This is a genomic window from Micromonospora sp. AB353, from assembly GCF_049538395.1.
Lineage (GTDB): Bacteria > Actinomycetota > Actinomycetes > Mycobacteriales > Micromonosporaceae > Micromonospora > Micromonospora aurantiaca.
Window position 1 is genome coordinate 129268 of record NZ_JBMVFV010000001.1, and the last position, 20274, is coordinate 149541.

General features: G+C 73.4%; 21 protein-coding genes. 10 read left to right on the plus strand and 11 right to left on the minus strand.

From position 1 onward, the window contains the following. The first annotated feature begins 168 nt into the window (after positions 1 to 168). Both ACPCK6_RS00650 and ACPCK6_RS00655 read left to right on the plus strand, forming a co-directional pair. The gene (locus ACPCK6_RS00650; RefSeq protein WP_396880568.1) at positions 169 to 1416 is read left to right on the plus strand and encodes an MFS transporter; all 1248 of its coding nucleotides are present in this window, start codon (positions 169 to 171) and stop codon (positions 1414 to 1416) included. Positions 1417 to 1439: 23 nt separating this feature from the next. After that, the gene (locus tag ACPCK6_RS00655) at positions 1440 to 1973 is read left to right on the plus strand and encodes a GNAT family N-acetyltransferase (protein ID WP_423480013.1); all 534 of its coding nucleotides are present in this window, start codon (positions 1440 to 1442) and stop codon (positions 1971 to 1973) included. Position 1974: 1 nt separating this feature from the next. On the opposite strand, the gene ACPCK6_RS00660 is transcribed toward ACPCK6_RS00655, so the two are convergent. The 5 genes from ACPCK6_RS00660 to ACPCK6_RS00680 all read right to left on the minus strand — a co-directional run bounded on the left by ACPCK6_RS00660 (position 1975) and on the right by ACPCK6_RS00680 (position 6589). Continuing rightward, complete coding sequence (locus tag ACPCK6_RS00660; protein WP_210894907.1) at positions 1975 to 2232, minus strand: UBP-type zinc finger domain-containing protein; 258 nt, start codon at positions 2230 to 2232, stop codon at positions 1975 to 1977. Next, complete coding sequence (locus tag ACPCK6_RS00665) at positions 2229 to 3809, minus strand: Na+/H+ antiporter (RefSeq protein WP_423480014.1); 1581 nt, start codon at positions 3807 to 3809, stop codon at positions 2229 to 2231. The genes ACPCK6_RS00660 and ACPCK6_RS00665 overlap by 4 nt, the downstream gene beginning before the upstream one ends. Positions 3810 to 3846: 37 nt before the next feature. Further along, the gene (locus tag ACPCK6_RS00670; protein ID WP_396880571.1) at positions 3847 to 4812 is read right to left on the minus strand and encodes a TIGR03885 family FMN-dependent LLM class oxidoreductase; all 966 of its coding nucleotides are present in this window, start codon (positions 4810 to 4812) and stop codon (positions 3847 to 3849) included. Between the two features lie 88 nt (positions 4813 to 4900). Beyond that, positions 4901 to 6313: an NADP-dependent succinic semialdehyde dehydrogenase gene (locus ACPCK6_RS00675; RefSeq protein ID WP_396880572.1), complete on the minus strand. Its 1413-nt coding sequence runs from the start codon at positions 6311 to 6313 to the stop codon at positions 4901 to 4903. Positions 6314 to 6325: 12 nt separating this feature from the next. Then, the gene (locus tag ACPCK6_RS00680; RefSeq protein ID WP_366619161.1) at positions 6326 to 6589 is read right to left on the minus strand and encodes a DUF6343 family protein; all 264 of its coding nucleotides are present in this window, start codon (positions 6587 to 6589) and stop codon (positions 6326 to 6328) included. A 162-nt stretch (positions 6590 to 6751) separates the two neighbouring features. On the opposite strand from ACPCK6_RS00680, the gene ACPCK6_RS00685 reads away from it, so the two are divergent. Continuing rightward, a complete protein-coding gene (locus tag ACPCK6_RS00685; protein ID WP_423480015.1) occupies positions 6752 to 7345 on the plus strand; it encodes an antibiotic biosynthesis monooxygenase in 594 nt (197 codons plus the stop codon). Positions 7346 to 7444: 99 nt separating this feature from the next. Further along, positions 7445 to 8299: a GDSL-type esterase/lipase family protein gene (locus ACPCK6_RS00690; RefSeq protein WP_423480016.1), complete on the plus strand. Its 855-nt coding sequence runs from the start codon at positions 7445 to 7447 to the stop codon at positions 8297 to 8299. Here the strand turns inward: ACPCK6_RS00690 and ACPCK6_RS00695 are convergent. From ACPCK6_RS00695 to ACPCK6_RS00705, 3 genes are all read right to left on the minus strand, one after another. Continuing rightward, positions 8276 to 9019 carry an EcsC family protein gene (locus ACPCK6_RS00695; protein ID WP_135239299.1) on the minus strand — a complete coding sequence of 248 codons (744 nt, stop codon included), beginning with the start codon at positions 9017 to 9019 and terminating at the stop codon, positions 8276 to 8278. The two genes, ACPCK6_RS00690 and ACPCK6_RS00695, sit on opposite strands and share 24 nt — an antisense overlap. Positions 9020 to 9058: 39 nt before the next feature. Beyond that, entirely contained in the window at positions 9059 to 9205 is a 147-nt protein-coding gene (locus ACPCK6_RS00700) for a hypothetical protein (RefSeq protein WP_166456378.1), read from the minus strand. Between the two features lie 95 nt (positions 9206 to 9300). After that, positions 9301 to 10152, minus strand: coding sequence for a peptidase M23 (locus ACPCK6_RS00705; RefSeq protein ID WP_423480017.1), 852 nt, complete (start codon positions 10150 to 10152; stop codon positions 9301 to 9303). A gap of 393 nt (positions 10153 to 10545) precedes the next feature. Between ACPCK6_RS00705 and ACPCK6_RS00710 the strand changes: the two genes are divergently transcribed. The 3 genes from ACPCK6_RS00710 to ACPCK6_RS00720 are packed head-to-tail and all read left to right on the plus strand — an operon-like array spanning position 10546 to position 12641. Beyond that, complete coding sequence (locus ACPCK6_RS00710) at positions 10546 to 11466, plus strand: proteasome assembly chaperone family protein (protein WP_194800969.1); 921 nt, start codon at positions 10546 to 10548, stop codon at positions 11464 to 11466. A gap of 37 nt (positions 11467 to 11503) precedes the next feature. Beyond that, on the plus strand, positions 11504 to 12301 hold the full coding sequence (locus tag ACPCK6_RS00715; RefSeq protein ID WP_423480018.1) for an exodeoxyribonuclease III: 798 nt from the start codon (positions 11504 to 11506) through the stop codon (positions 12299 to 12301). 25 nt (positions 12302 to 12326) lie between these two features. Next, positions 12327 to 12641 carry an antibiotic biosynthesis monooxygenase family protein gene (locus ACPCK6_RS00720; protein ID WP_018784922.1) on the plus strand — a complete coding sequence of 105 codons (315 nt, stop codon included), beginning with the start codon at positions 12327 to 12329 and terminating at the stop codon, positions 12639 to 12641. A gap of 106 nt (positions 12642 to 12747) precedes the next feature. Here ACPCK6_RS00720 and ACPCK6_RS00725 read toward each other — a convergent pair whose 3' ends face one another. Continuing rightward, complete coding sequence (locus ACPCK6_RS00725; RefSeq protein ID WP_514132347.1) at positions 12748 to 13359, minus strand: class F sortase; 612 nt, start codon at positions 13357 to 13359, stop codon at positions 12748 to 12750. Positions 13360 to 13748: 389 nt separating this feature from the next. Beyond that, the gene (locus ACPCK6_RS00730; RefSeq protein WP_396880577.1) at positions 13749 to 14315 is read right to left on the minus strand and encodes a hypothetical protein; all 567 of its coding nucleotides are present in this window, start codon (positions 14313 to 14315) and stop codon (positions 13749 to 13751) included. A gap of 139 nt (positions 14316 to 14454) precedes the next feature. On the opposite strand from ACPCK6_RS00730, the gene trmB reads away from it, so the two are divergent. After that, entirely contained in the window at positions 14455 to 15081 is a 627-nt protein-coding gene (trmB, locus tag ACPCK6_RS00735) for a tRNA (guanosine(46)-N7)-methyltransferase TrmB (protein ID WP_423480069.1), read from the plus strand. A gap of 61 nt (positions 15082 to 15142) precedes the next feature. Then, complete coding sequence (locus ACPCK6_RS00740; protein WP_318333380.1) at positions 15143 to 17647, plus strand: DEAD/DEAH box helicase; 2505 nt, start codon at positions 15143 to 15145, stop codon at positions 17645 to 17647. Between the two features lie 66 nt (positions 17648 to 17713). Here ACPCK6_RS00740 and ACPCK6_RS00745 read toward each other — a convergent pair whose 3' ends face one another. After that, positions 17714 to 19357: a peptidase gene (locus tag ACPCK6_RS00745; RefSeq protein WP_423480019.1), complete on the minus strand. Its 1644-nt coding sequence runs from the start codon at positions 19355 to 19357 to the stop codon at positions 17714 to 17716. Positions 19358 to 19543: 186 nt separating this feature from the next. Between ACPCK6_RS00745 and ACPCK6_RS00750 the strand changes: the two genes are divergently transcribed. Beyond that, positions 19544 to 20191, plus strand: coding sequence for a hypothetical protein (locus ACPCK6_RS00750; protein ID WP_423480020.1), 648 nt, complete (start codon positions 19544 to 19546; stop codon positions 20189 to 20191). Positions 20192 to 20274 lie beyond the last annotated feature (83 nt).

Genomic DNA, 20274 nt, shown 5'->3' on the forward strand with positions numbered 1-20274 from the left:
CCCGGTCGACCGGTTAACCGCTTTCGGCCCGCCGCGCATCGCGGTCCGCTCGGCCGGGTCGAGGGCCCAGCGCCGCCTCGCGGTGTGACGGGCGTCGCCCCGGGCGGGGCTCCGGGCCCGGCGGAACGGCCTTAGCGTCGACCGCATGGCCCTCGCCGGACCCCGCTGATGGGACGCGTCTCGCCGCTCCCGCCGCCCGGGCCGCTGCGCACGCTCGCGTACGCCACGCTCGTCAACACCGTCGGCGGGGGACTGTGGCTGGCCGGCGGGGCGCTCTACCTGACCCGGGACGTGGGCCTCTCCGCCACCTCGGTGGGCGCCGGGCTCACCGTCGCCGGGCTGGTCGGGCTCAGCGCGAGCGTGCCGCTGGGTGCGCTGGCGGACAGGTGGGATCCGCGTACGCTCCGGGCCGTCCTCCAGGTGGGTCAGGCGGTCGCCGCGCTGGCGTACCTGCTGGTCGGTTCGTTTCCGGCGTTGCTGGCGGTGGCGGTGCCGGAGGCGCTGCTCGCCGCCGGCAACCTGGCGGTACGGGCGGCGCTCGTCGCGGCGGTGGGCGGCCCGGACGGCCGGGTGCACGCGTTCGCGACGCTGCGCGCGGTGGCGAACCTGGGCATCACCGCCGGTACCGCGCTGGCCGGGATCGCGCTCGCGGTGGACACGCACCGGGCCTACCAGATCCTGATCGTCGGCAACGCGGCCACCTACCTGCTCTCGGCGGCGCTGCTGCTGCGCCTGCCGCCGCAACCCGTCGCCGCCGGAGAGCGACGCATGCCGGGCACGCCGCGGCGCGGGCGACCGCTGCGGGACTGGCGGTTCCTCGCGGTGAGCGGCGTGTCGGCGGTGCTCAGCACCCACGTGACGGTGCTCGTGCTCGTCGTGCCGTTGTGGACTGTGGACCGGGCCGGCGCGCCGCCACCCGTGGTGTCGGCGGTGCTACTGGCGAACACGGTCCTCACCGTGCTGCTCGCGGTCCGGCTGAGCCGGGGCGCCGAGCGGGCCGCGCCGGCCGCGCGGAAGCTGCGCCGGGCCGGGCTCGTGCTCGCGGCGGCGACACCGTTGTACGCGGCGACAGCCGCCCTGCCGGTGCTCCCGGCGGTCGTCCTGCTGCTCGTCGCGACTGCGGTGTGGACGGTGGGCGACCTGTGGCACGGCACGGCCGGCGCGGGTCTGGCCTACGACCTGGCCCCACCCGGCGCGCTCGGCGCCTACCAAGGTGCGGACGGCCTGCTCGCCGGGCTGGCCCAGGCGCTCGGCCGGGGACTGCTCACGCTGCTGGTGCTCGGCGGCGGTCCGGTCGGCTGGCTGGTGCTCGGCGGGATCCTCGCCGCCGCCGGGCTGGCCGCCCCGGCGCTGGCCGGCCGGGCGATCGCGAACCGGCGGGCGCCGGAGACCCGGCCCGCCGGTGTGCCGGGGTGAGCCGCGTGTAGCAGCATGGCGGGATGACCGACCGGCAGAGCATCACGATCCGTCCGGGTGGGCCCGGCGACGCGCCCACGCTGCTGCGGCTGCTCGACAGCGCCACCGCCTGGCTGACCGAACTGGGGCGTACCGATCAGTGGGGCACCGAGCCGGCGTCGATCGACCCGCGCCGCATCGCCCAGGCCGAGGCGTGGGCCACCGGCGACGGCCTGTACCTCGCCGAGATCGACGCGACGGTGGCGGGCGCGCTGGTGGTGGGCGCGGCGACCGAGTACGTGCCGTCGGCCACCGAGCCGGAGCTGTACGTGAACCTGCTGGTCACCGACCGGGCGTACGCGGGACGCGGGGTCGGGGCGCGGCTGCTGGCGTACGCGGCGGAGCTGGCCCGCGACCGCGGCGTCGGCCTGCTGCGGGTGGACTGCTTCCGCAGCCCGGACCGGGCGCTCGTGCGGTTCTACGAGCGCTGCGGGTTCACCGCCACCGAGCCGTTCACGGTGGAGCGGCCGGGCCGCCCGAGGTGGACCGGGCAGGTGCTGGAGCGCCGGATCGGCTGAGTCAGCCGATCTCCTCGTCCACGAAGCACCAGCGCCACGACTCCCCCGGCTGGACCGACCGCATCACCGGGTGCCCGGTCGACTCGAAGTGCTTCGTGGCGTGCTGGTACGGCGACGAGTCGCAGCAGCCCACGTGCCCGCAGGTCAGGCAGGCGCGCAGGTGCACCCAGTCCGGGTTGCCGATGGCCACGCAGTCCGGGCACTCGGTCGTGGTGCCGGGCTCGGCCGTGCCCGCCTCGGCCAGGTGCTGGCAACTCATTCGACGACCTCCTGTCGCAGCATGGACTCCTCCAGATCCAGATCACGATAGGCGCGGGTGAGCACCTCCTCCGGGATCTGGCCGGAGTCGCGGGCGGCCCGGAACACCTCCCGCTCCGCGTCGATCATCTCCTGCCGCAGGCGCGCGTACGCCTGGGAGGGGGTCTCCCGTCCGGTGCCGCCCAGCCGCTCCCAGGCCAGGTTGGCCCGGGAGGTGGTCAGCCCGCGCAGGCGTTCCACCACCGCCTCCGGCGCGCCCTCGGCCAGCTCGTCGAGGCGTTCCCGGGCGGCTCGGCTGGCCCGCTGCTGCACCCCGGCGGCGGACAGCGCGTCCTGCACCGGGTCGTCCGGGGGCAGCCGTAGCCGCCGGGCCACCCAGGGCAGCGTGGCGCCCTGCCCGACGAGCGTCGCGACGATCACCGCGAAGGCGAGCCAGATGAGCAGCGCACGCGGGTACGGCGCGTCGCCGGCGAGCGTGAGCGGCAGGCCCAGCGCGGCGGCGAGCGTCACCACGCCCCGCATGCCGGCCCAGCCGATGACGACGGGGAACTGCACCGGCGGCGCCGGGTCGCGCTGCCGGATCCGGGGCACCAGCCGGGCCAGGTAGGTGGCCGGGAACACCCAGACGAACCGGGACAGGAAGACGGCGACCAGCACCGCGGCGGTGATCGCGGCCAGCGAGCCGATCGGCTCGTCGAGGTCGCGGACCACCTCCGGCAGTTGCAGGCCGACCAGCAGGAACACCAGTCCTTCGAGGAGGAACCGGATCAGCCGCCAGAACGCGGTCACCTGGAGCCGGGAGGCGGCCGACAGCAGCGTGGGCAGCTTGTGCCCGATGCCGAGGCCGGTCACCACCACCGCGACCACGCCGGAGGCGTGGATCTCCTCGGCGGCGAAGACCACGGCGAACGGCACGATCAGCGACAGCGCGTTGTCCAGCACCGGGTCGGTGATGCGCTTGTGCAGGTAGCCGAAGACCACCACGCCCAGCAGGCCGACCAGGATGCCGCCGCCGGCCGCGACGACCACCTCGCGGGCCACGTCGCCGGCGCCGACGCCGCCGGTGGTGGCGGTCGCGGCGACGATCGCCACCCGCAGCAGCACCAGCGCGGTGGCGTCGTTGACGAGGCTCTCGCCCTCCAGGATGGTGACGACCCGCCGGGGCAGGCCGACCCGCCGGGCCACCGCCGTGGCGGCGACCGCGTCCGGCGGTGCCACCACCGCGCCGAGCGCCAGGCAGATCGCGTACGGCAGGTCGGGCAGGAACCAGTGCACGACGGTGCCCACCGCGAACGCGGTGAAGACGACCAGCCCGACGGCGAGCAGCAGGATCGGCCGCAGGTTGAGCCGGAACGCCGGCACCGACGTCTCCAGCGCCGCCACGTAGAGCAGCGGCGGCAGGATGCCCACCAGCACCAGGTCCGGGTCCAGCCGCACGTGCGGGAAGAACGGCAGGTAGGACAACGCGAGGCCGAGCACCACCAGCAGGATCGGCGCGAGCAGGCCGAGCCGGCGGGCCAGCGCCGCACCGAAGGTCGCGATGGCCAGGAAGACCACGACCTCGAACAGAGCATCCACGAACGACGAGCCTAAGCGCCGACGGGCAGATGTGTGATCAGGCGGCGGAGCGCAACTTCGGCAGCACCTCGGCGCCGAACGTGTCGATGAACGCGCGCTGCTCCTGCCCGACGTGGTGCAGCGCGATCTGGTCGAAGCCCAGCGCCACGTACTCCTCCAGCCAGCCGATGTGCCGGCCCAGGTCGGCGGAGACGTTCACGGTCTCGGCGACCTTGGACATCGGCACGTCGGCGCTCGCCACGTCGAAGTGCTCGGGGGTCTCCAGGTCCCAGCAGACCGGCGGCGCGAACACGTTGCTGCGCCACTGCTCGTACGCGATCGCCTCGGCCTGGTCCTGCTCGGGCGCCCAGCTCACGTGCACCTGGAGGTGCAGCGGGCCGCGTCCGCCCGCGTCCCGGTAGGCGTCGATCATCCGCCGCAGGTGCTCGACCGGCGCGTTGACGGTGATCAGTCCGTCGGCCCACTCGGCGCACCAGCGCGCGGTGGCGACGCTGACGGCGGCGCCGACCAGCGCGGGCGGCTCCTCCGGCCGGGTCCACAGCTTCGCCCGGTCCACGGTGACGAGGCCGTCGTGGCTGACCTCCTCGCCTGCGAGCAGCGCCCGGATCACGTCGACGCACTCACGCAGCCGGGCGGTACGGATGTCCTTGCGCGGCCAGACCTCGCCGGTGATGTGCTCGTTCGACGCCTCGCCGGTGCCCAGCGCGGCCCAGAACCGGCCCGGGTACATGGCGCCGAGCGTGCCGATGGCCTGCGCGATGATCGCCGGGTGGTAGCGCTGGCCGGGCGCGTTCACCACGCCGAAGGACAGGTTCGTGGCCTGGAGCGCGGCACCGAGCCAGGACCAGGCGAACCCGGACTGGCCCTGCCGCTCGCTCCACGGCGAGAAGTGGTCGGAGCACATGGCCGCGTCGAAGCCGGCGCGCTCGGCGTGGATCACCGCCTCCAGCAGCCGGGCCGGGTGGATCTGCTCGTGGGATGCGTGGAAGCCGAACGCCGTCATGGTGGGCACTCCTACCCACCACGGGCGAGATGTAAGCAGGGGCCCCTTCTTAACGCCTCCGGTAGAGGAAGGGGCCCCTGTTAACACCTCACTCGGAGTGCGCGCCGGCGCCCGCGCCGGCCTCACCCTCGCCGATCCACACGGTCTTGGTGTTGCAGAACTCGCGCATCCCGGCGGCGGACAGCTCACGGCCGTACCCGGAGTTCTTCACACCACCGAACGGCAGCTCCGGATAGGACGTGGTCATGCCGTTGATGAACACGTTGCCGGCGTCCAGGTCGACGGCGAAGCGCTCCTGCTCGGCCGGGTCGTTGGTCCAGGCGTTGGAGCCGAGGCCGAAGCTGGTGCCGTTGGCGACGGCGATCGCCTCGTCGTACGAGCCGACCCGGTAGAGCCCGGCGACCGGCCCGAACACCTCCTCGGACCACATCCGCATCTCCGGGCGCAGGTCGGTGACCACGGTCGGCGGGTAGTACCAGCCGTCCCCGGCCGGCTTCTCGCCGCCGCAGAGCACCGTCGCGCCCTGGTCCACCGCGTCGGTGACCTGCGCGTGCACCTCGTCGCGGCCGCGCTCGCTGGCCAGCGGGCCGACGTCGGTGCCGTCGTCCATCGGGTCGCCGACGCGCAGCGCCGCCATCCGGGCGGCGAACTTCTCGGCGAACGCGTCGAACACGTCGGTGTGCACGATGAACCGCTTCGCGGCGATGCAGGACTGCCCGTTGTTCTGGCAGCGGGCCGTGGTCGCCACCTCGGCGGCGGTGTCCAGGTCGGCCGAGGGCATCACCACGAACGGGTCGCTGCCGCCCAGCTCCAGCACCGTCTTCTTGATCTCCCGGCCGGCGATCTGGGCGATGGACCGGCCGGCCGGCTCGCTGCCGGTGAGGGTGGCGGCGCGGACGCGGGGGTCGCTGAGGATCCGGTCGACCGCGTCGGAGCCGACCAGCAGCGTGGTGAACGCGCCCTCGGGGAAGCCGGCGCGGCGGAACACGTCCTCCAGGTAGAGCGCGGTCTGCGGCACGTTCGAGGCGTGCTTGAGCAGGCCGGTGTTGCCGGCCATCAGGGCCGGGGCGGCGAACCGCATCACCTGCCACAGCGGGAAGTTCCACGGCATCACCGCGAGCACCGGCCCGATCGGCTGGTAGCGCACGTACGCCCGCTTCGCCTTGACCGCGGCGGCGTCGGCCGGCTCGTCGGCGAGCATCCGGGGCGCGTTGTCGGCGTAGAAGCGGCAGGCGGTGGCGCACTTGGTGACCTCCGCCTTCGCGGCGGCGTACGTCTTGCCCATCTCGGTGGTCATCAGCCGGGCCGTCTCGTCGCGCTCGGCGTCGAGCAGGTCGGCGGCGGCGACGAGCCAGCGGGCCCGCTGCGCGATGGTGGTGTCGCGCAACTGCCGGAAGGCGAGGTCGGCCCGCTCGATCGCGGCGTCGACCTGCTCGTCCGACATCGCCTCGTACGTCTTGAGCACCTGTCCGGTGGCGGGATTGGTGGTGGCGATGGGCATCTCGTACTCCTGTCACTCGAACAGCGAGTGCCGCACGCCCGGTTCCTCCCGGCGGCGCGCGGCGCGGCGGCGCTGGATCACGACCAGGTCGACCACCGCCACCACGGCGAGCAGCGCGCAGACGACACCCAGCCAGGCGATGTGCGCGGCGAACGCGAGCACCGCGAAGACGGTCATCACGACCAGACCGAACGTGGCGAGCGCGAGCCGCAGGTTCAGGGCGCTGTTCGCGTGGCCGACCGTGCCGCGGGCACGGCGGGGCTGTGATCGGGTCATTCCTGGGGCCTACCCCGGCACGGGCGGGGATAACCGGCCGGGGCGGGAACGCCGGTGATCCGGGACACCCGGCGGGCAGGCGCCGGATGCGTCCGGACAGCGGGTGCGTTACATCGGTCTGCCGGTACCGGCGGAGATCCCGCGGACGGTGGAGAGGATGGCATGACCACGACGCAGGCCGTACCCGTGACCGTCGCCGTGTCCCGGCGCGCCGACCCGGCGCGTACCGACGAGGTGGTGGCGTGGATGCGGGCCGGAACGGCGCTCGCGGAGAGCTTCCCCGGCTTCCTCGGCGCCGGTTTCGTCCGCAGCGCCCCCGGTTCCGGCGAGTGGCACGTGATGTACCGCTTCGCCGACGCGGACACGCTGCGCGACTGGGAGGACTCGCCGCAGCGGCGCTGGTGGCTCGGCTCGGCCCAGGGCATCGTCGAGCACACCCGGGTCGAGCGGCGCACCGGCATCGAGGGCTGGTTCGACCCGCCGGTGGACCACGTGGTCGAGACGTTCGGCGAGCCGGAGCCGGCCGCGCCGCCGCGCTGGAAGCAGGCCGTCACGATCTGGCTGGCGTTCTTCCCGCTCAGCCTGGCCGCCACGCTGCTGACCACCCGGTTCCTCGCCGGCGTGCCGCTGGCCGGCCGGACGCTGCTGATGACGCTCGTGCTCACCCCGCTGATGACCTACCTGGTGCTGCCCCGGATCACCCGGGCGCTGCACCGGTGGCTGCACGGCCGGCCTGCGCCGGCACGACAGATGTGAACGACAGTGGTCGATGCCTGATAGCCGACAGAACCGCCACCGGAACCCCGCCGGGGCATAGGGTCGACGCGCCCGTTGCCGCCGCCGGACGGGGGACCGATGAGACGCTGGATCGCCGCGCTGGCCTGCCTGGCGGCGCTCGTCGCGCTCGCCTGTGACGGCTCCGGCGACGCGTCACCCCGACCCTCCGGCACACCCGCCCCCGGCGAACCCCGGGTGCTGGTCGCGCTCGGCGACTCGGTCAGCACCGGCTACGGCTCCTGCCTGGTGCTGGTGAGCTGCGAACGCAACTCCTGGTCGACCGGGGACGGCCTGCGGGTGGAGAGCCTCTACCGGCGGCTGCGCGCCGACGCGCCGGGGCTGCGGGCGTACAACCGGGCCGTGCCCGGGGCCCGCGCGGCCGCGCTGGCCGGCCAGGCCCGGTCGGCGGTACGCGACAAGGCCGACCTGGTCACCGTGCTGATCGGCGCGAACGACGCCTGCCGGGGCGACGTCGACGACATGACACCGGTCGCCACGTTCCGCGACCAGGTCGACGCGGCGCTGGGCGTGCTGCGCGAGGGCCGGCCGAAGGCCCGGGTGCTGGTGGTCAGCATCCCGGACCTGTACCGGCTCTGGCAGATCGGCCACACCGAGCCCCGCGCCGTGCGGGCCTGGTCGCGGGGCGTCTGCCCGTCGCTGCTGGCCGATGCCACGTCGACCGCACCCGCCGCGGTGGCCCGCCGGGCCCGCGTCCGGGACCGGATCGAGGCGTACGACGGGCAACTGCGCGCCGCCTGCCGGGCGTACGGGTCACGCTGCCGGTGGGACGGCGGCGCGGTGCACCGCCACCGCTTCGACCTGGACCAGGTCAACGCGCTCGACTGGTTCCACCCGAACGCGACCGGGCAGGGCCGGCTGGCCGAGGTGGCCTGGAACGCCTCCGGCTGGTCAGGGCTGACGCGGGCCCGGTAGCTGCCGGGGACCGGCGGCGCGGTAGAGGGCACGCGTACGGTCGGCCAGTTCCTTGGTGGCCGACGAGTTGGCCCAGGTGCCGAGCACGATCGCGGCGCCCGGCACGACCTTGGCGAACATCCGCTTGGCGGCACGCACCCCGGCCATCCGGGCCAGCCGGACCCCGAGCTGGAGCATCACCCGGCCCAGCGCCCGGTCGCCGGCGGAGCCGAACAGGGCACCGGCCCGCTCCCGGCCGGCGGCCACGCCCAGCGCGAGGCGGGCCGTCTCGGCGACCTTGTGCACCCGCTGGAGCACCAGCAGGTCGGTGGCCCGGTCGGGGTGGGCCGGGTCGACGCCGTAGGCGGCCGCGACGTGCAGCACCAGCCGGGCCTGGGTCCAGGCCAGCACGCCCACGTCGATCACCGCGCCGGGCAGCCCGGCCGCGCCGGACACCGCACCGGAGAGCCGGGCGTGGTTGACGAACTTGCGGACCGCCTGGTCGGCCAGGTGCTCCGGCGGGGCGTCCGGCCGCAGCGCCCGCTCCCGGGCGGCCCACTGGGCGGCCTCCGGGCCGAGCCGGCGCACCGCCTCCAGGGCCAGGTGCTCCGGCGCGTACTGCGGGTCCTCCCGCATCCGGTCCCACAGCTTGGCCGGTGGCGCCTCGGGCACCTCCACCGGCGGGACGGGGGCGGTGGGGACGGCGTTGGGCTCCCCGTCGACGGGGGCGGGGTCGGTCACGAAGGGCTCCGGAGGCTCGTGCGGCGGGGGTGACGCGGGTCAGCGCCGGCGCGACTGCAGCCGGGTCGCGATCTGCCGCAGCCGGGCCTGGTTCTCCGGCTTCGACATCTCACGCCGGCCGCGATCGACCAGTTGCTGGCCCCGCGGCGACCGCAGGAAGGCGGTGATCCGTTGCATCAGCGACATGAGAGTCCTCCCGTCCCGCGGTCCCCTTCATGTGTACCTGGGACCGGCAAGCCCTCTGATACCCGAATCGGCCCTTTCGCAACCACCCGTCCGGGTCAGCCGAGGATCTCGGCCACCACCTCGCCGGCGCGCCACTCGTGCTGGGCGTACGCGTCCGGGAACGCGGAGATCTGCACGGCCTGGGCGGCCACCGAGAGCGGCAGGCTCTGCCAGCCGGGGATCTCGGCGAGCGCGGACAGGAACGCCTTCGTCGCGTACTCCGGGTCCATCAGCTGCTCGACGGTGCCCCAGCCGCTGCTGGGGCGCTGCTGGAACAGCCCGACCGAGTCGTGGTCCCAGCCGATCGCCTGGTGCGGGTAGTTCTGCGACTCGGGCAGCACGCCGCTGGCGTAGTTGAGCAGGGTGCTCTCCTGCATGGCGGTCGCCACCGCGATGACCAGGGCGCGGCGCGGCATGCCCATCTCCTTGCCGGCCTGCACGATCTTCTTGGCGTTGTTCATCTGGGTGCGGTCCAGGCCGGCGACCGGGACGATCTGCCGGACCGTCTTCTTCGGCTTGGGCTTGGTGGTCGCCTTGGGGCTCGCCGTCGCGGACGGGGTGACGCTGGGGGTGGGAGTGGCGGGGGCGGTGCTCGGCCGGGTCATGGCCCGGGAGGCCGGGTCGACCTCCGCGCGCTCGGCGACCTCCGCCGAGGGCGCCGGGGCGGCGGCGCGGTCCGGGGCGCCGAAGCCGGCCTGGCTGACACCGACCAGGCCGAGGCAGCAGGCCGCGCCGGTGGCGACCGCCAGCTTCGTCCGGCCGGGCCGGGGGTTCATGGGTGCCCAGAAGCGGGTACGCCGGAAGAGTCCCTGGAGCTTCGCCGAACGGTCGGTGGAGGGGGTATCGTCCGAACGGTCAGCCGGGCGGCCGGAGCCGAACGGGTCGTCGAGGTTGCCGTCGTTACGCATCCGACGAGGCTAGGCAGGGCAAACCGGGATCACCCAGGCCGAAAGGGTGGCCCTCGCCACACTTTGGCCGCTCCGAAGCGGACGACCCACCCCGGCGCGGGCCGGCGGACCACGGACTTCGGGAACCGGACCAATCACCCGGGCGACGGCGCGTGCGGCGGCGCGGGCAGGAACGCCGCAGACCTCCAGGTCCCGCCCGATGATCGACTAACTCGTCCGTTCGGACGATCCGGATATGGGTCGCCGGACCGGGGCGTAGCCGAATCGTGATCATCATCCGGGCATCGGACGTGGCCGTAACGGAATGGACCACCCACCCCGGTACGTTTGCCGAACCGGGGAGTCCGCACACTCGGCGCTCCCCCGCACGCGTCGACAGGGAGGACCCCACCGGTGCTCGATCCACACGAGCTCTACGAACTCACCGACGAGCTGCCCGAGCTCGGCCAGCCGGTGCTGATCCAGGCGCTCACCGGCTTCGTCGACGCCGGCAACGCCACCCGGCTGGCCCGGGAACAGCTGCTCACCTCGCTCGACGCCCAGGTCATCGCCCGCTTCGACGTGGACCAGGTCTTCGACTACCGCTCCCGCCGCCCGGTGATGACGTTCGTCGAGGACCACTGGGAGTCCTACGACGCCCCGGCGCTGGAGCTGCACCTGCTGCGCGACGACGACGAGACCCCGTTCCTGCTGCTCACCGGCCCCGAGCCGGATCTGCAGTGGGAGCGTTTCGTGGCCGCCGTCGCCGGACTCAGCGCCCGCCTCGACGTCCGGCTCACCGTCGGGCTCAACTCGATCCCGATGGCGGTGCCGCACACCCGGCCCAGCGGCGTCACCGCGCACGCCACCCGCAAGGACCTGATCGCCGGGCACGAGCCGTGGCTGCAGAAGGTGCAGGTGCCGGCCGGCGTCGGTCACCTGCTGGAGTACCGCCTCGGCGAGCAGGGGCGCGACGCCCTCGGCTTCGCCGCGCACGTGCCGCACTACGTGGCCCAGGCCGAGTACCCGGCCGCCGCCGAGGCGCTGCTGTCCGCCGTGTCCCGCAGCACCGGCCTGCTGCTGCCGGTCGAGGCGCTGCGGACCGCCGCCGAGGCGGTCCGGGTGGAGATCGACCGCCAGGTCACCCAGACCGAGGAGGCGGCGACGCTGGTCCAGGCGCTGGAGGAGCAGTACGACGCGTTCGCCCGCGGCCGGGGCGAGAAGAACCTGCTCGCCGGCGAGACCGGGCCGCTGCCCACCGCCGACGAACTCGGTGCCGAACTGGAACGCTTCCTCGCCGAGCAGACCCGCCCCGGCGACACCCCGGAGCGCTGAGGCGGCGGGGCGGGCGGCGATGCGGCAGGCTGGGGACATGCGCCTGGCGACCTGGAACGTCAACTCGGTGAAGGCCCGCCTGCCCCGGCTGCTCGAGTGGCTGGCCACCACGAAACCCGACGTCGTGTGCCTGCAGGAGACCAAGTGCCCCGACGGGGCGTTCCCGGTCGCCGAGGTGGGCGAGTTGGGCTACGAGGTGGCCAGCCACAGCGACGGGCGGTGGAACGGCGTCGCCGTACTGTCCCGGGTCGGGCTGGCCGACGTGACCGTCGGCTTCCCCGGCGAACCCGGGTTCCCCGAGCCCGAGGCCCGCGCCATCTCGGCCACCTGCGACGAGCTGCGGGTCTGGTCGGTGTACGTGCCGAACGGCCGCGCGCCGGACGACCCGCACTACGCGTACAAGCTGGCCTGGTTCGCGGCGTTGCGCGACGCCTTGGAACCGGAGGTGGCCGGCCCCCTGCCGGTGGCCGTCTGCGGGGACTTCAACGTGGCGCCCACCGACGCGGACGTCTGGGATCCGGCGCTGTTCGTCACCTCCACCCACGTCACCCCGGCCGAGCGGGCCGCCCTGGCCGCGCTGCGTGACCTGGGTCTGGAGGACGTGGTGCCGACGCCGATGAAGGGGCCGCACCCGTTCACGTACTGGGACTACCGGGCCGGCATGTTCCACCAGAACAAGGGCATGCGGATCGACCTGGTGTACGCGAGCGCGTCGTTCGCCCGCGCGGTCCGCTCCGCGTACGTGGACCGGGAGGCCCGCAAGGGCAAGGGCCCGTCCGACCACGCTCCGATCGTGGTCGACGCGGACCTGGCACCGGCCGTCGAGACGTTCTGAGCGCGGCGCTGGTTAGGGTGGACACATGGCTGTCGTGAAGATCAACGCGATCGACGTCCCGTCCGGCGCCGGCGAGGAGCTGGAGAAGCGGTTCGCGGCGCGGGCCGGCGCGGTGGAGAACTCCCCCGGCTTCCTCGGCTTCGAGCTGCTGCGCCCGGTCGCCGGGGACACCCGCTACTTCGTGTACACGCGCTGGGAGAGCGAGGAGGCCTATCAGGCGTGGGCGCAGGGCCCGTCGCGGGCCGCGCACGCCGAGGGCGGCGAACCCCGCAAGCCCGTCGCCACCGGCGCCACCCTGCTGGAGTTCGAGGTGGTCCAGCAGGTCCCCGCCAAACCCTGACCCCGCATTCCCTTGTCTTTTCGGTCGATCATGAAGTTGGCGGCACTCAGCGTCCGTTTCGTCACCGCCAACCTCATGATCGACGCGGGCGGTCGGGCGGGGACGGTCAGCGGGTGAGGGACGCGAAGACGATCACGTTGTCCTGGTAGCCGGTACGGCCGCCGACCCACTCGCCGCCGCAGGTGATCAGGCGCAGCTCGGCCGGGCCCGAGTCGCCGTAGACCCGGGCGGCGGGCAGGTTCGACTTGTCGAAGTACTCGACGCTGTCCACCTTGAAGGTCACCACGCTGCGGTCGGCGCGGGTCACCTGGATCCGGGCGCCCGGCTTGAGTGAGCGCAGCCGGTAGAAGACGGCCGGGCCGCTCTTGGTGTCGACGTGACCCACGATGATCGCCCGGCCCGGGTCACCGGGCACCGCACCCCTGTCGTACCAGCCGGTCTGGTCGTGCTCGGTCAGCGGCGGTACGTCCACCGAGCCGTCCTTCGCCTGCCCGACCGGGGTCACCGGCGCGTTGACCTTGATGGCCGGCACGGCCAGGCGTACCGGCCGGCTCGCCGGTTTCCGGACCGGGGCGGCGGCACTCGCCGGAGCCGCCGCGCCCGACCCGTTCGACCGGCTCGACTCGGTGGACGCGTCGGCGAAGTCGAACGGCCCGGCCGTGCGCCCGAGGCCGGCACCGGTGGCGAACACGCCGACCAGCACCAGCACCACTGCCAGCGGCTTCGACCAGGAGCCCCGGCCCCGGTCTCCCCTGCCCGGCGACGCCGACGGCGGCTCGACAGGCGGCGGCCCGGCGGGCCGGGGGCGCAGGGCCGGCGGATCGGCCGACGGCGGATACCACGGTCGTGACGCGGCGGGCGGCGGCATCCACGGCCGCGACCCGGAGACCGGCACGGCCGCCGATCCGGTCCCGGCGGCCGGACCCGTCCCGGCGGCAGACCCACTCCCGGAGCGCGGTCCGGTCCGGGGCGCGGCGGCCGGATCAGCCCTGGAGAACCGGGCGGTGCCGGTCGGTGGCGCGGCGGGCGGGGGCAGGGCGAGGAACGGCCGGCCGGAGCGCCGGGATCCGGCGGGCGGCGGAACGAAGTGCTCGGCCATGACCGGCCTCAGCGTCCGGCGGCGCCGCGGGCCTGCCGGCGGGACGCGGCCACGCCGAGCCCGGCGCCGACCACCGTCACCGCCAGCCCGACCGGCACCAGCAGGCCACCGAGCCCGGGGCCGGCGGTGCCGCCGAAACCGGTGGCCGGGCCGCGGCTGGGCAGGTGACTGGGCGGGTGGGTCGGCTGCCGGGTGGGCTGCCCCTGCTTGACCACCTGGAGCATGGTGGAAGCGGTCTCCCCGCCCGGGCACTCCAGCTTCACCCGGTAGTTGCCGGGCCGGGTGCGCTCGTGGACCATCGGCGAGGCGGTGAGCAGGCCGCGCTGCGGCTGCACCTGGATCCTGCCGAACGCGTCCGAGGTGACGATCGCCGGAACGGTGTTGTTCCGGCAGCTCGCCCGGATCCCGACGAGGTAGCCGGGCGAGACGGTGCCCGGGGTGACCTCCACGAAGATCACGTCGGCCGGGGGTTGTTCCGGCACCGGCTCGGCCTGGGCGGGCAGCGCGCCGGCCAGCGGGGCGGCGCACGCGGCGGCCGCGACCAGCAGCGCCCTACGTACCCTGAACGACCCCATGACCCCTCCCGGCGTACGGGATGAATCCTCTCACCCCTGGGCGCACATCACATCCGATCCGGGCTAGGCTCGGGTCGCTGTGACCCTCCCCGACATCGCCGCCGGCCGCATCCGTACCTTCCATCCGCGTCGCGGACGGATGAGCGAGCGGCAGCGCGACGCGCTCACCCGGCTCTGGCCCGCGTACGGCCTGGAGATCGCCGCCCTCGACGGGCCGTGCGATCCGACGGCGCTGTTCGGACGACGGGCGCCGCTGGTGCTGGAGATCGGCTCCGGCATGGGCGACGCCACCGCCGCAATGGCGGCGGCCGACCGGGACCGACACTATCTGGCGGTCGAGGTCCATACGCCGGGAATCGCCAACCTGCTCGACCTGGTGGAACGCCACGGTCTGGACAACGTACGGGTGGCCGAGGGCGACGCGCTGGACCTGGTCCGGGCGATGCCGGAGGGCTGCCTCGACGCGGTGCACGTGTTCTTCCCCGACCCGTGGCCGAAGACCCGGCACCACAAGCGGCGGATCATCGCGCCGGCGCACGTGGCGCTGCTGCGGTCCCGGCTGGCGCCGGGCGGCACGCTGCACTGCGCGACGGACTGGGCCGAGTACGCCGAGTCGATGCGCGAGACGCTCACCGCCGACCCGGAGATGGTCGACGTGTACGGCGGCTACGCGCCCCGTCCGGCGCACCGCCCGGTGACCAAGTTCGAGCGGCGCGCGCTGACCGCCGGCCGGGAGGTCTTCGACCTGATCCACCGGCGGCGCTGAACCCGTTGCGCTGAACCCGGTTGGCGCGGCGTGGTGTGATCCAGGCACGATGGGAGCCGCCATGACTCTCACCGCCGCGCTGCCGAAGACCGCCGACCCCGACACCCTCTACGACGCGTTCGCCTCCTGGGCGTCCGAGCGCGGCCTGGACCTCTATCCCCATCAGGAGGAGGCGGTCATCGAGATCGTCTCCGGCGCGAACGTGATCATGAATACGCCGACCGGCTCGGGCAAGAGCCTGGTGGCGATCGCGGCGCACTTCGCGGCGCTGGCCGACGACCGGACGACCTTCTACACCGCGCCGATCAAGGCGCTGGTCTCGGAGAAGTTCTTCGCGCTCTGCGAGGTCTTCGGCGCGGAGAACGTCGGCATGCTCACCGGCGACGCCAGCGTCAACGCGGACGCGCCGATCATCTGCTGCACCGCGGAGATCCTGGCCAACCTGGCACTGCGCGAGGGCCGCCGCGCTGACGTCGGCCAGGTGATCATGGACGAGTTCCACTTCTACGCCGAGCCGGACCGCGGCTGGGCGTGGCAGGTGCCGCTGATCGAGCTGCCGCAGGCGCAGTTCGTGCTGATGTCGGCCACGCTCGGCGACACCACCCGCTTCGTCGACGACCTGACCCGGCGCACCGGGCGGCCGACCGCCGTCGTCCGCTCGGCCGAGCGGCCGGTCCCGCTCCTCTTCTCGTACGCGACCACGCCGCTGCACGAGACGCTCGAGGAACTGCTGGAGACCAAGCAGGCCCCGGTGTACGTCGTGCACTTCACCCAGGCCGCCGCGCTGGAACGTGCCCAGGCGCTGATGAGCGTGAACGTCTGCACCCGCGCCGAGAAGGACATGATCGCGAGTGCGATCGGCAACTTCCGGTTCACCTCCGGCTTCGGCAAGACGCTGTCCCGGCTGGTCCGCCACGGCATCGGCGTGCACCACGCGGGCATGCTCCCGAAGTACCGCCGCCTGGTCGAGACGCTCGCCCAGGCCGGCCTGCTCAAGGTCATCTGCGGCACGGACACGCTCGGCGTCGGCATCAACGTGCCGATCCGTACCGTGCTGTTCACCGGCCTCTCGAAGTACGACGGGGTGCGGACGCGCCTGCTGAAGGCCCGCGAGTTCCACCAGATCGCCGGCCGGGCCGGGCGGGCCGGGTTCGACACGCTGGGCCGGGTCGTGGTGCAGGCCCCCGAGCACGTGATCGAGAACGAGAAGGCGCTCGCGAAGGCCGGCGACGACCCGAAGAAGCGCCGCAAGGTGGTGAAGAAGAAGCCGCCGGAGGGCTCGATCGGCTGGGGCGAACCGACGTTCCAGCGGCTGGTCGAGGCCGAGCCGGAGCCGCTCACCTCCAGCTTCCAGGTCAGCCACTCGATGCTGCTCAACGTGATCGGCCGCCCCGGCGACGCGTTCGCCTCGATGCGGCACCTGCTCACCGACAACCACGAGGATCCGGCCGCGCAGCGCCGGCACATCCGCCGGGCCATCGCCATCTACCGGGCGCTGCGCGCCGGCGGCGTGGTCGAGGAGCTGCCCGAGCCGGACGAGACCGGCCGCCGGGTACGGCTCACCGTCGACCTCCAGCTCGACTTCGCGCTCAACCAGCCGCTGTCACCGCTGGCGCTGGCCACCGTCGAACTGCTCGACCGGGAGTCCCCGTCGTACGCGCTCGACGTACTCAGCGTGATCGAGTCGATCCTCGACGACCCGCGCCAGGTGCTGTCCGCGCAGCAGTTCAAGGCCCGCGGCGAGGCGGTCGCCGCGATGAAGGCGGAGGGCATCGAGTACGAGGCACGCCTCGAACTGCTCGACGAGGTGACCTGGCCCAAGCCGCTCGCCGAGCTGCTGGAGTCCGCGTACGAGATGTACCGGCAGGGCCACCCGTGGGTCGCCGACCACCAGCTCTCCCCCAAGTCGGTGGTCCGGGACATGTACGAGCGGGCCATGACGTTCCCCGAGTACGTCCAGTTCTACGGGCTGTCCCGGTCCGAGGGGCTGGTGCTGCGGTACCTCGCCGACGCGTACAAGACGCTGCGGCAGACCGTCCCCGAGGACGCGAAGACCGAGGAACTGGTCGACCTCATCGAGTGGCTGGGTGAGTTGGTCCGCCAGGTCGACTCCAGCCTGATCGACGAGTGGGAGCGGCTGCGCAACCCGTCGGACGTGGCCGAGGTGGCCGCCTCGCTCGACGACCGGCCGCCGGCGGTGACGCGCAACGCGCGGGCGTTCCGGGTGCTGGTGCGCAACGCGATGTTCCGCCGCGTCGAGCTGGCCGCGCTGCGCCGCTGGGATCTGCTCGGCGAGCTGGACGCGGGCGACGGCTGGAACGCCGACGCCTGGGCCGACGCGCTGGAGCCGTACTTCGAGGCGTACGACGCGATCGGGGTGGGCCCGGACGCGCGCGGGCCGGCGCTGCTGATGATCGAGCAGGGCCGCGAGAGGTGGACCGTACGGCAGATCCTGGACGACCCGGACGGCGACCACGACTGGGGCATCAGCGCCGAGATCGACCTGGCCGCATCGGACGAGACCGGCGCGGCGGTGGTCCGGATCACCGACGTCGGCCAGTTGTAGCGGCGCCGCCTGACGTACGCCGCGGGGGCGGAACCGGTCCGGTTCCGCCCCCGCGGTCGTGTCCGATCAGTCGCGCGGGGCCTGGAACGCCACGCGACGACGACGGAACACGACGAACAGGACCGCGCCGGCCGCGAGCACGGCGGCGCCGACACCGGCGAGCGTGGCCGCCGGCGCACCGGTGATCGGCAGGCCGCCGCCGGTGCCACCGCTGCCGTCTCCGGAGCCACCGGTGCCCGGGCCGCCGTTGCCGACGGCGACGACGATGCGAGCGGTGTTGTTCGCCGGCTTCGATTCGGTCGAGGACGTGGCGCCGTCGACCACGATCGTGCCGTCGGTACCCGGCGTCGACTTGATCTTCAGCTGGACGGTGGGCTTGATCCGGCCGTAGCCGGAGGCGACGCTCGGGAACTCGCTCTCGAAGTTGCACCGCAGCTTCGCCGACTCGGGCAACGTCGTGCCCGGCTGGCCGTCGGTGTAGCACCACTCGCTGGGCAGCAGGACGGTGCCGCTCGGCGCGGTGATGAGGACACCGGGGCCGCCGCCGTCGGACGGGCCGTGGTTGACGACCTCGTAGGTGAGATCGACGGTCTGGCCGACCGCTCCCTTCACCGGCGCGGCGGTGACGGCGACGTCGAGGCTGTTCTTCTTGCTCCAGAACCCGAAGTCGGCGTAGTTGTCCGACTCGTCGAGCTCGCGCTCCACGACGGCCTTGCGGGCCTGGCCCGCCTTGACCGCCTTGGCGTGCAGCTTCTCGGCGGCGGTGGCGAACGACGGGCCGTTGCCCTTGGTCGCCGCGGCCTTCTTCGCCGTCTCCGCCTCACCGGCCAGCGCGGTGCTGAACAGGGCGTAGTTCTCGTCCGGGCCGGGCAGGTTGCGGCCGAACGTGATGTTGAACAGCGACTCGCCCGTCTCGTCGTCGAACAGCAGCAGCCCTTCGCCGGGCTTGAGCGTCAGCGGCACCGTGCAGGTGACCTGGCTCGGCCCGTAGACGTAGGGCGGACCGCTGGCCTTCGGGTAGTAGCCGACGTAGGTGCAGTCGCTGTACCGCTCGACGAAGGTGGCGCCGGTGGGCAGGTCGACCCGGACGGTGAAGTCGGTCGCCGGGCTGTCGCCCTCGTTGAGCACACCGCTGTAGAGCGGGACGCGGTCGCCCTCACCGACCGGCTTGGACTTGTCGTTCAGGTCGTCGGCGGCGGCGACCAGATCGGGGCCCGAGGCGCGGATCGTGACCGGGAAGCTGATCGTGTTGTCGCCGGGGTTGGCGTCGTCCTGCGCGCCGGCGATGGTCACGCCGACCGAACCGGCGTCACCGGGGGTCGCACCGGTGCGGCTGGCCAGCGAGAGCGGGTAGAGGAGATCGGTCTGGCCGGCCACCAGGCCACCGACGGCGCAGGTGACCTTCCCCGCCGCGAGCTTGCAGGAGTCGTTCCAGTCCGGCACCGAGGCGACCACGTCGGACGACAGCTTGCCCAGGTCGAGCGTGACGGTCACCGCCGTCGCGTCGGCCTGGCCGTAGTTGTAGACGTACATCCCGACCGTGGTGCCACTGTTGTCGATCTCCGCGACGGGGTCGCTACTGAAGGAGACGAACAGGTCGGGCAGCTCGTCGGCGGCGTGCGCCGGGGTCGACGGGGCGAAGAGCGCGGTCGTGGCCAGCAGCGCCGCGGTGGCGGCGAGGCGGGGCCATCGGGCCGTGAGGGATCGCATGGGTACTCCGAAAGAGAGGTGTGGAAGAACCGCACTCTAGGGGACGGATCGATCGCGCGGTGTCCCGTCCGGATCGGCAGGCCGTCTGCGAACGGATCGACAATGCCCCTTTCGCACCCTGGGCGATGTCAGACCCGTCGATTAGAATGTATGTACTAATCGAGCTGCTGACCTGGGAGGATGCTCGTGACTGCGCCCACCTCCGCGACCCCTGTCACCCCCTACGCCACCCTCCTCGGATTCACCCGGTACGTCGACCGCACCGGGCCCACGAAAGCCACCTTCGTCGGCGGTCTGCGCCGGCAGCGGGCCAGCCGGCACGGCTTCAACCCGCACGGCCAATTCGTCAAGGCGCTCAAGGCCGATGTCGCCTTCCACACCGGCGGCACCCACCTCGCGCAGGTCGCCGACCTGGTCAAGCCGCGCTGGCGTCCGCTCTACGAGGCGCTCGTGCCGGGCGCGACCCGCTGGCTGCAGTCGCTCGGCGAGCCAGCCGGCGTCGACCTGGCCCAGACCCGCGACGCCCTGGCCATGCTGGGCGACCTGCCCGTGAAGATCAACCCGCAGTTCGGCGTCCGGTACGCCGAAGGCCGGGCCGAGGCGATCCGGCTGCACTTCGACGAGGCACCGCCGAGCGAGGAGGCCACGCTCGCCACGCTGCACCTGATGGCCCGGCACATGGACGCGGTGCTGCCGCACGCCGAGCCGGTCCTGGTCGACGTGCGTCGCGGCGAGGCACACCGGATGCCCGCCGACGTGAAGCCCGAGCAGATCGAGCAGTGGCTGGCCGGTGAGGCGGCCGCGTTCCGCGCCATCTGGTCCACCGCCGCCTGACCGACCGCCCACCTACCGAACGGCCGTCCCGCTACCCGGGGCGGCCGTTCGCCGTCCCGAGCGGTGCGCCGCGGGGGGACTCC

Excerpts from the sequence above, each read along its gene's own strand:
- ACPCK6_RS00740 (WP_318333380.1), top strand. The coding sequence starts at position 15,143 with ATGACTCTCACCGCCGCGCTGCCGAAGACCGCCGACCCCGACACCCTC.
- ACPCK6_RS00660 (WP_210894907.1), bottom strand. The coding sequence starts at position 2,232 with ATGAGTTGCCAGCACCTGGCCGAGGCGGGCACGGCCGAGCCCGGCACC.
- ACPCK6_RS00675 (WP_396880572.1), bottom strand. The coding sequence starts at position 6,313 with ATGCCCATCGCCACCACCAATCCCGCCACCGGACAGGTGCTCAAGACG.
- ACPCK6_RS00680 (WP_366619161.1), bottom strand. The coding sequence starts at position 6,589 with ATGACCCGATCACAGCCCCGCCGTGCCCGCGGCACGGTCGGCCACGCG.
- ACPCK6_RS00715 (WP_423480018.1), top strand. The coding sequence starts at position 11,504 with ATGCGCCTGGCGACCTGGAACGTCAACTCGGTGAAGGCCCGCCTGCCC.
- ACPCK6_RS00705 (WP_423480017.1), bottom strand. The coding sequence starts at position 10,152 with ATGCGTAACGACGGCAACCTCGACGACCCGTTCGGCTCCGGCCGCCCG.
- ACPCK6_RS00655 (WP_423480013.1), top strand. The coding sequence starts at position 1,440 with ATGACCGACCGGCAGAGCATCACGATCCGTCCGGGTGGGCCCGGCGAC.
- ACPCK6_RS00700 (WP_166456378.1), bottom strand. The coding sequence starts at position 9,205 with ATGTCGCTGATGCAACGGATCACCGCCTTCCTGCGGTCGCCGCGGGGC.
- ACPCK6_RS00690 (WP_423480016.1), top strand. The coding sequence starts at position 7,445 with ATGAGACGCTGGATCGCCGCGCTGGCCTGCCTGGCGGCGCTCGTCGCG.
- ACPCK6_RS00685 (WP_423480015.1), top strand. The coding sequence starts at position 6,752 with ATGACCACGACGCAGGCCGTACCCGTGACCGTCGCCGTGTCCCGGCGC.
- ACPCK6_RS00730 (WP_396880577.1), bottom strand. The coding sequence starts at position 14,315 with ATGGGGTCGTTCAGGGTACGTAGGGCGCTGCTGGTCGCGGCCGCCGCG.
- ACPCK6_RS00745 (WP_423480019.1), bottom strand. The coding sequence starts at position 19,357 with ATGCGATCCCTCACGGCCCGATGGCCCCGCCTCGCCGCCACCGCGGCG.
- ACPCK6_RS00670 (WP_396880571.1), bottom strand. The coding sequence starts at position 4,812 with ATGACGGCGTTCGGCTTCCACGCATCCCACGAGCAGATCCACCCGGCC.
- ACPCK6_RS00720 (WP_018784922.1), top strand. The coding sequence starts at position 12,327 with ATGGCTGTCGTGAAGATCAACGCGATCGACGTCCCGTCCGGCGCCGGC.
- trmB (WP_423480069.1), top strand. The coding sequence starts at position 14,455 with ATGAGCGAGCGGCAGCGCGACGCGCTCACCCGGCTCTGGCCCGCGTAC.
- ACPCK6_RS00650 (WP_396880568.1), top strand. The coding sequence starts at position 169 with ATGGGACGCGTCTCGCCGCTCCCGCCGCCCGGGCCGCTGCGCACGCTC.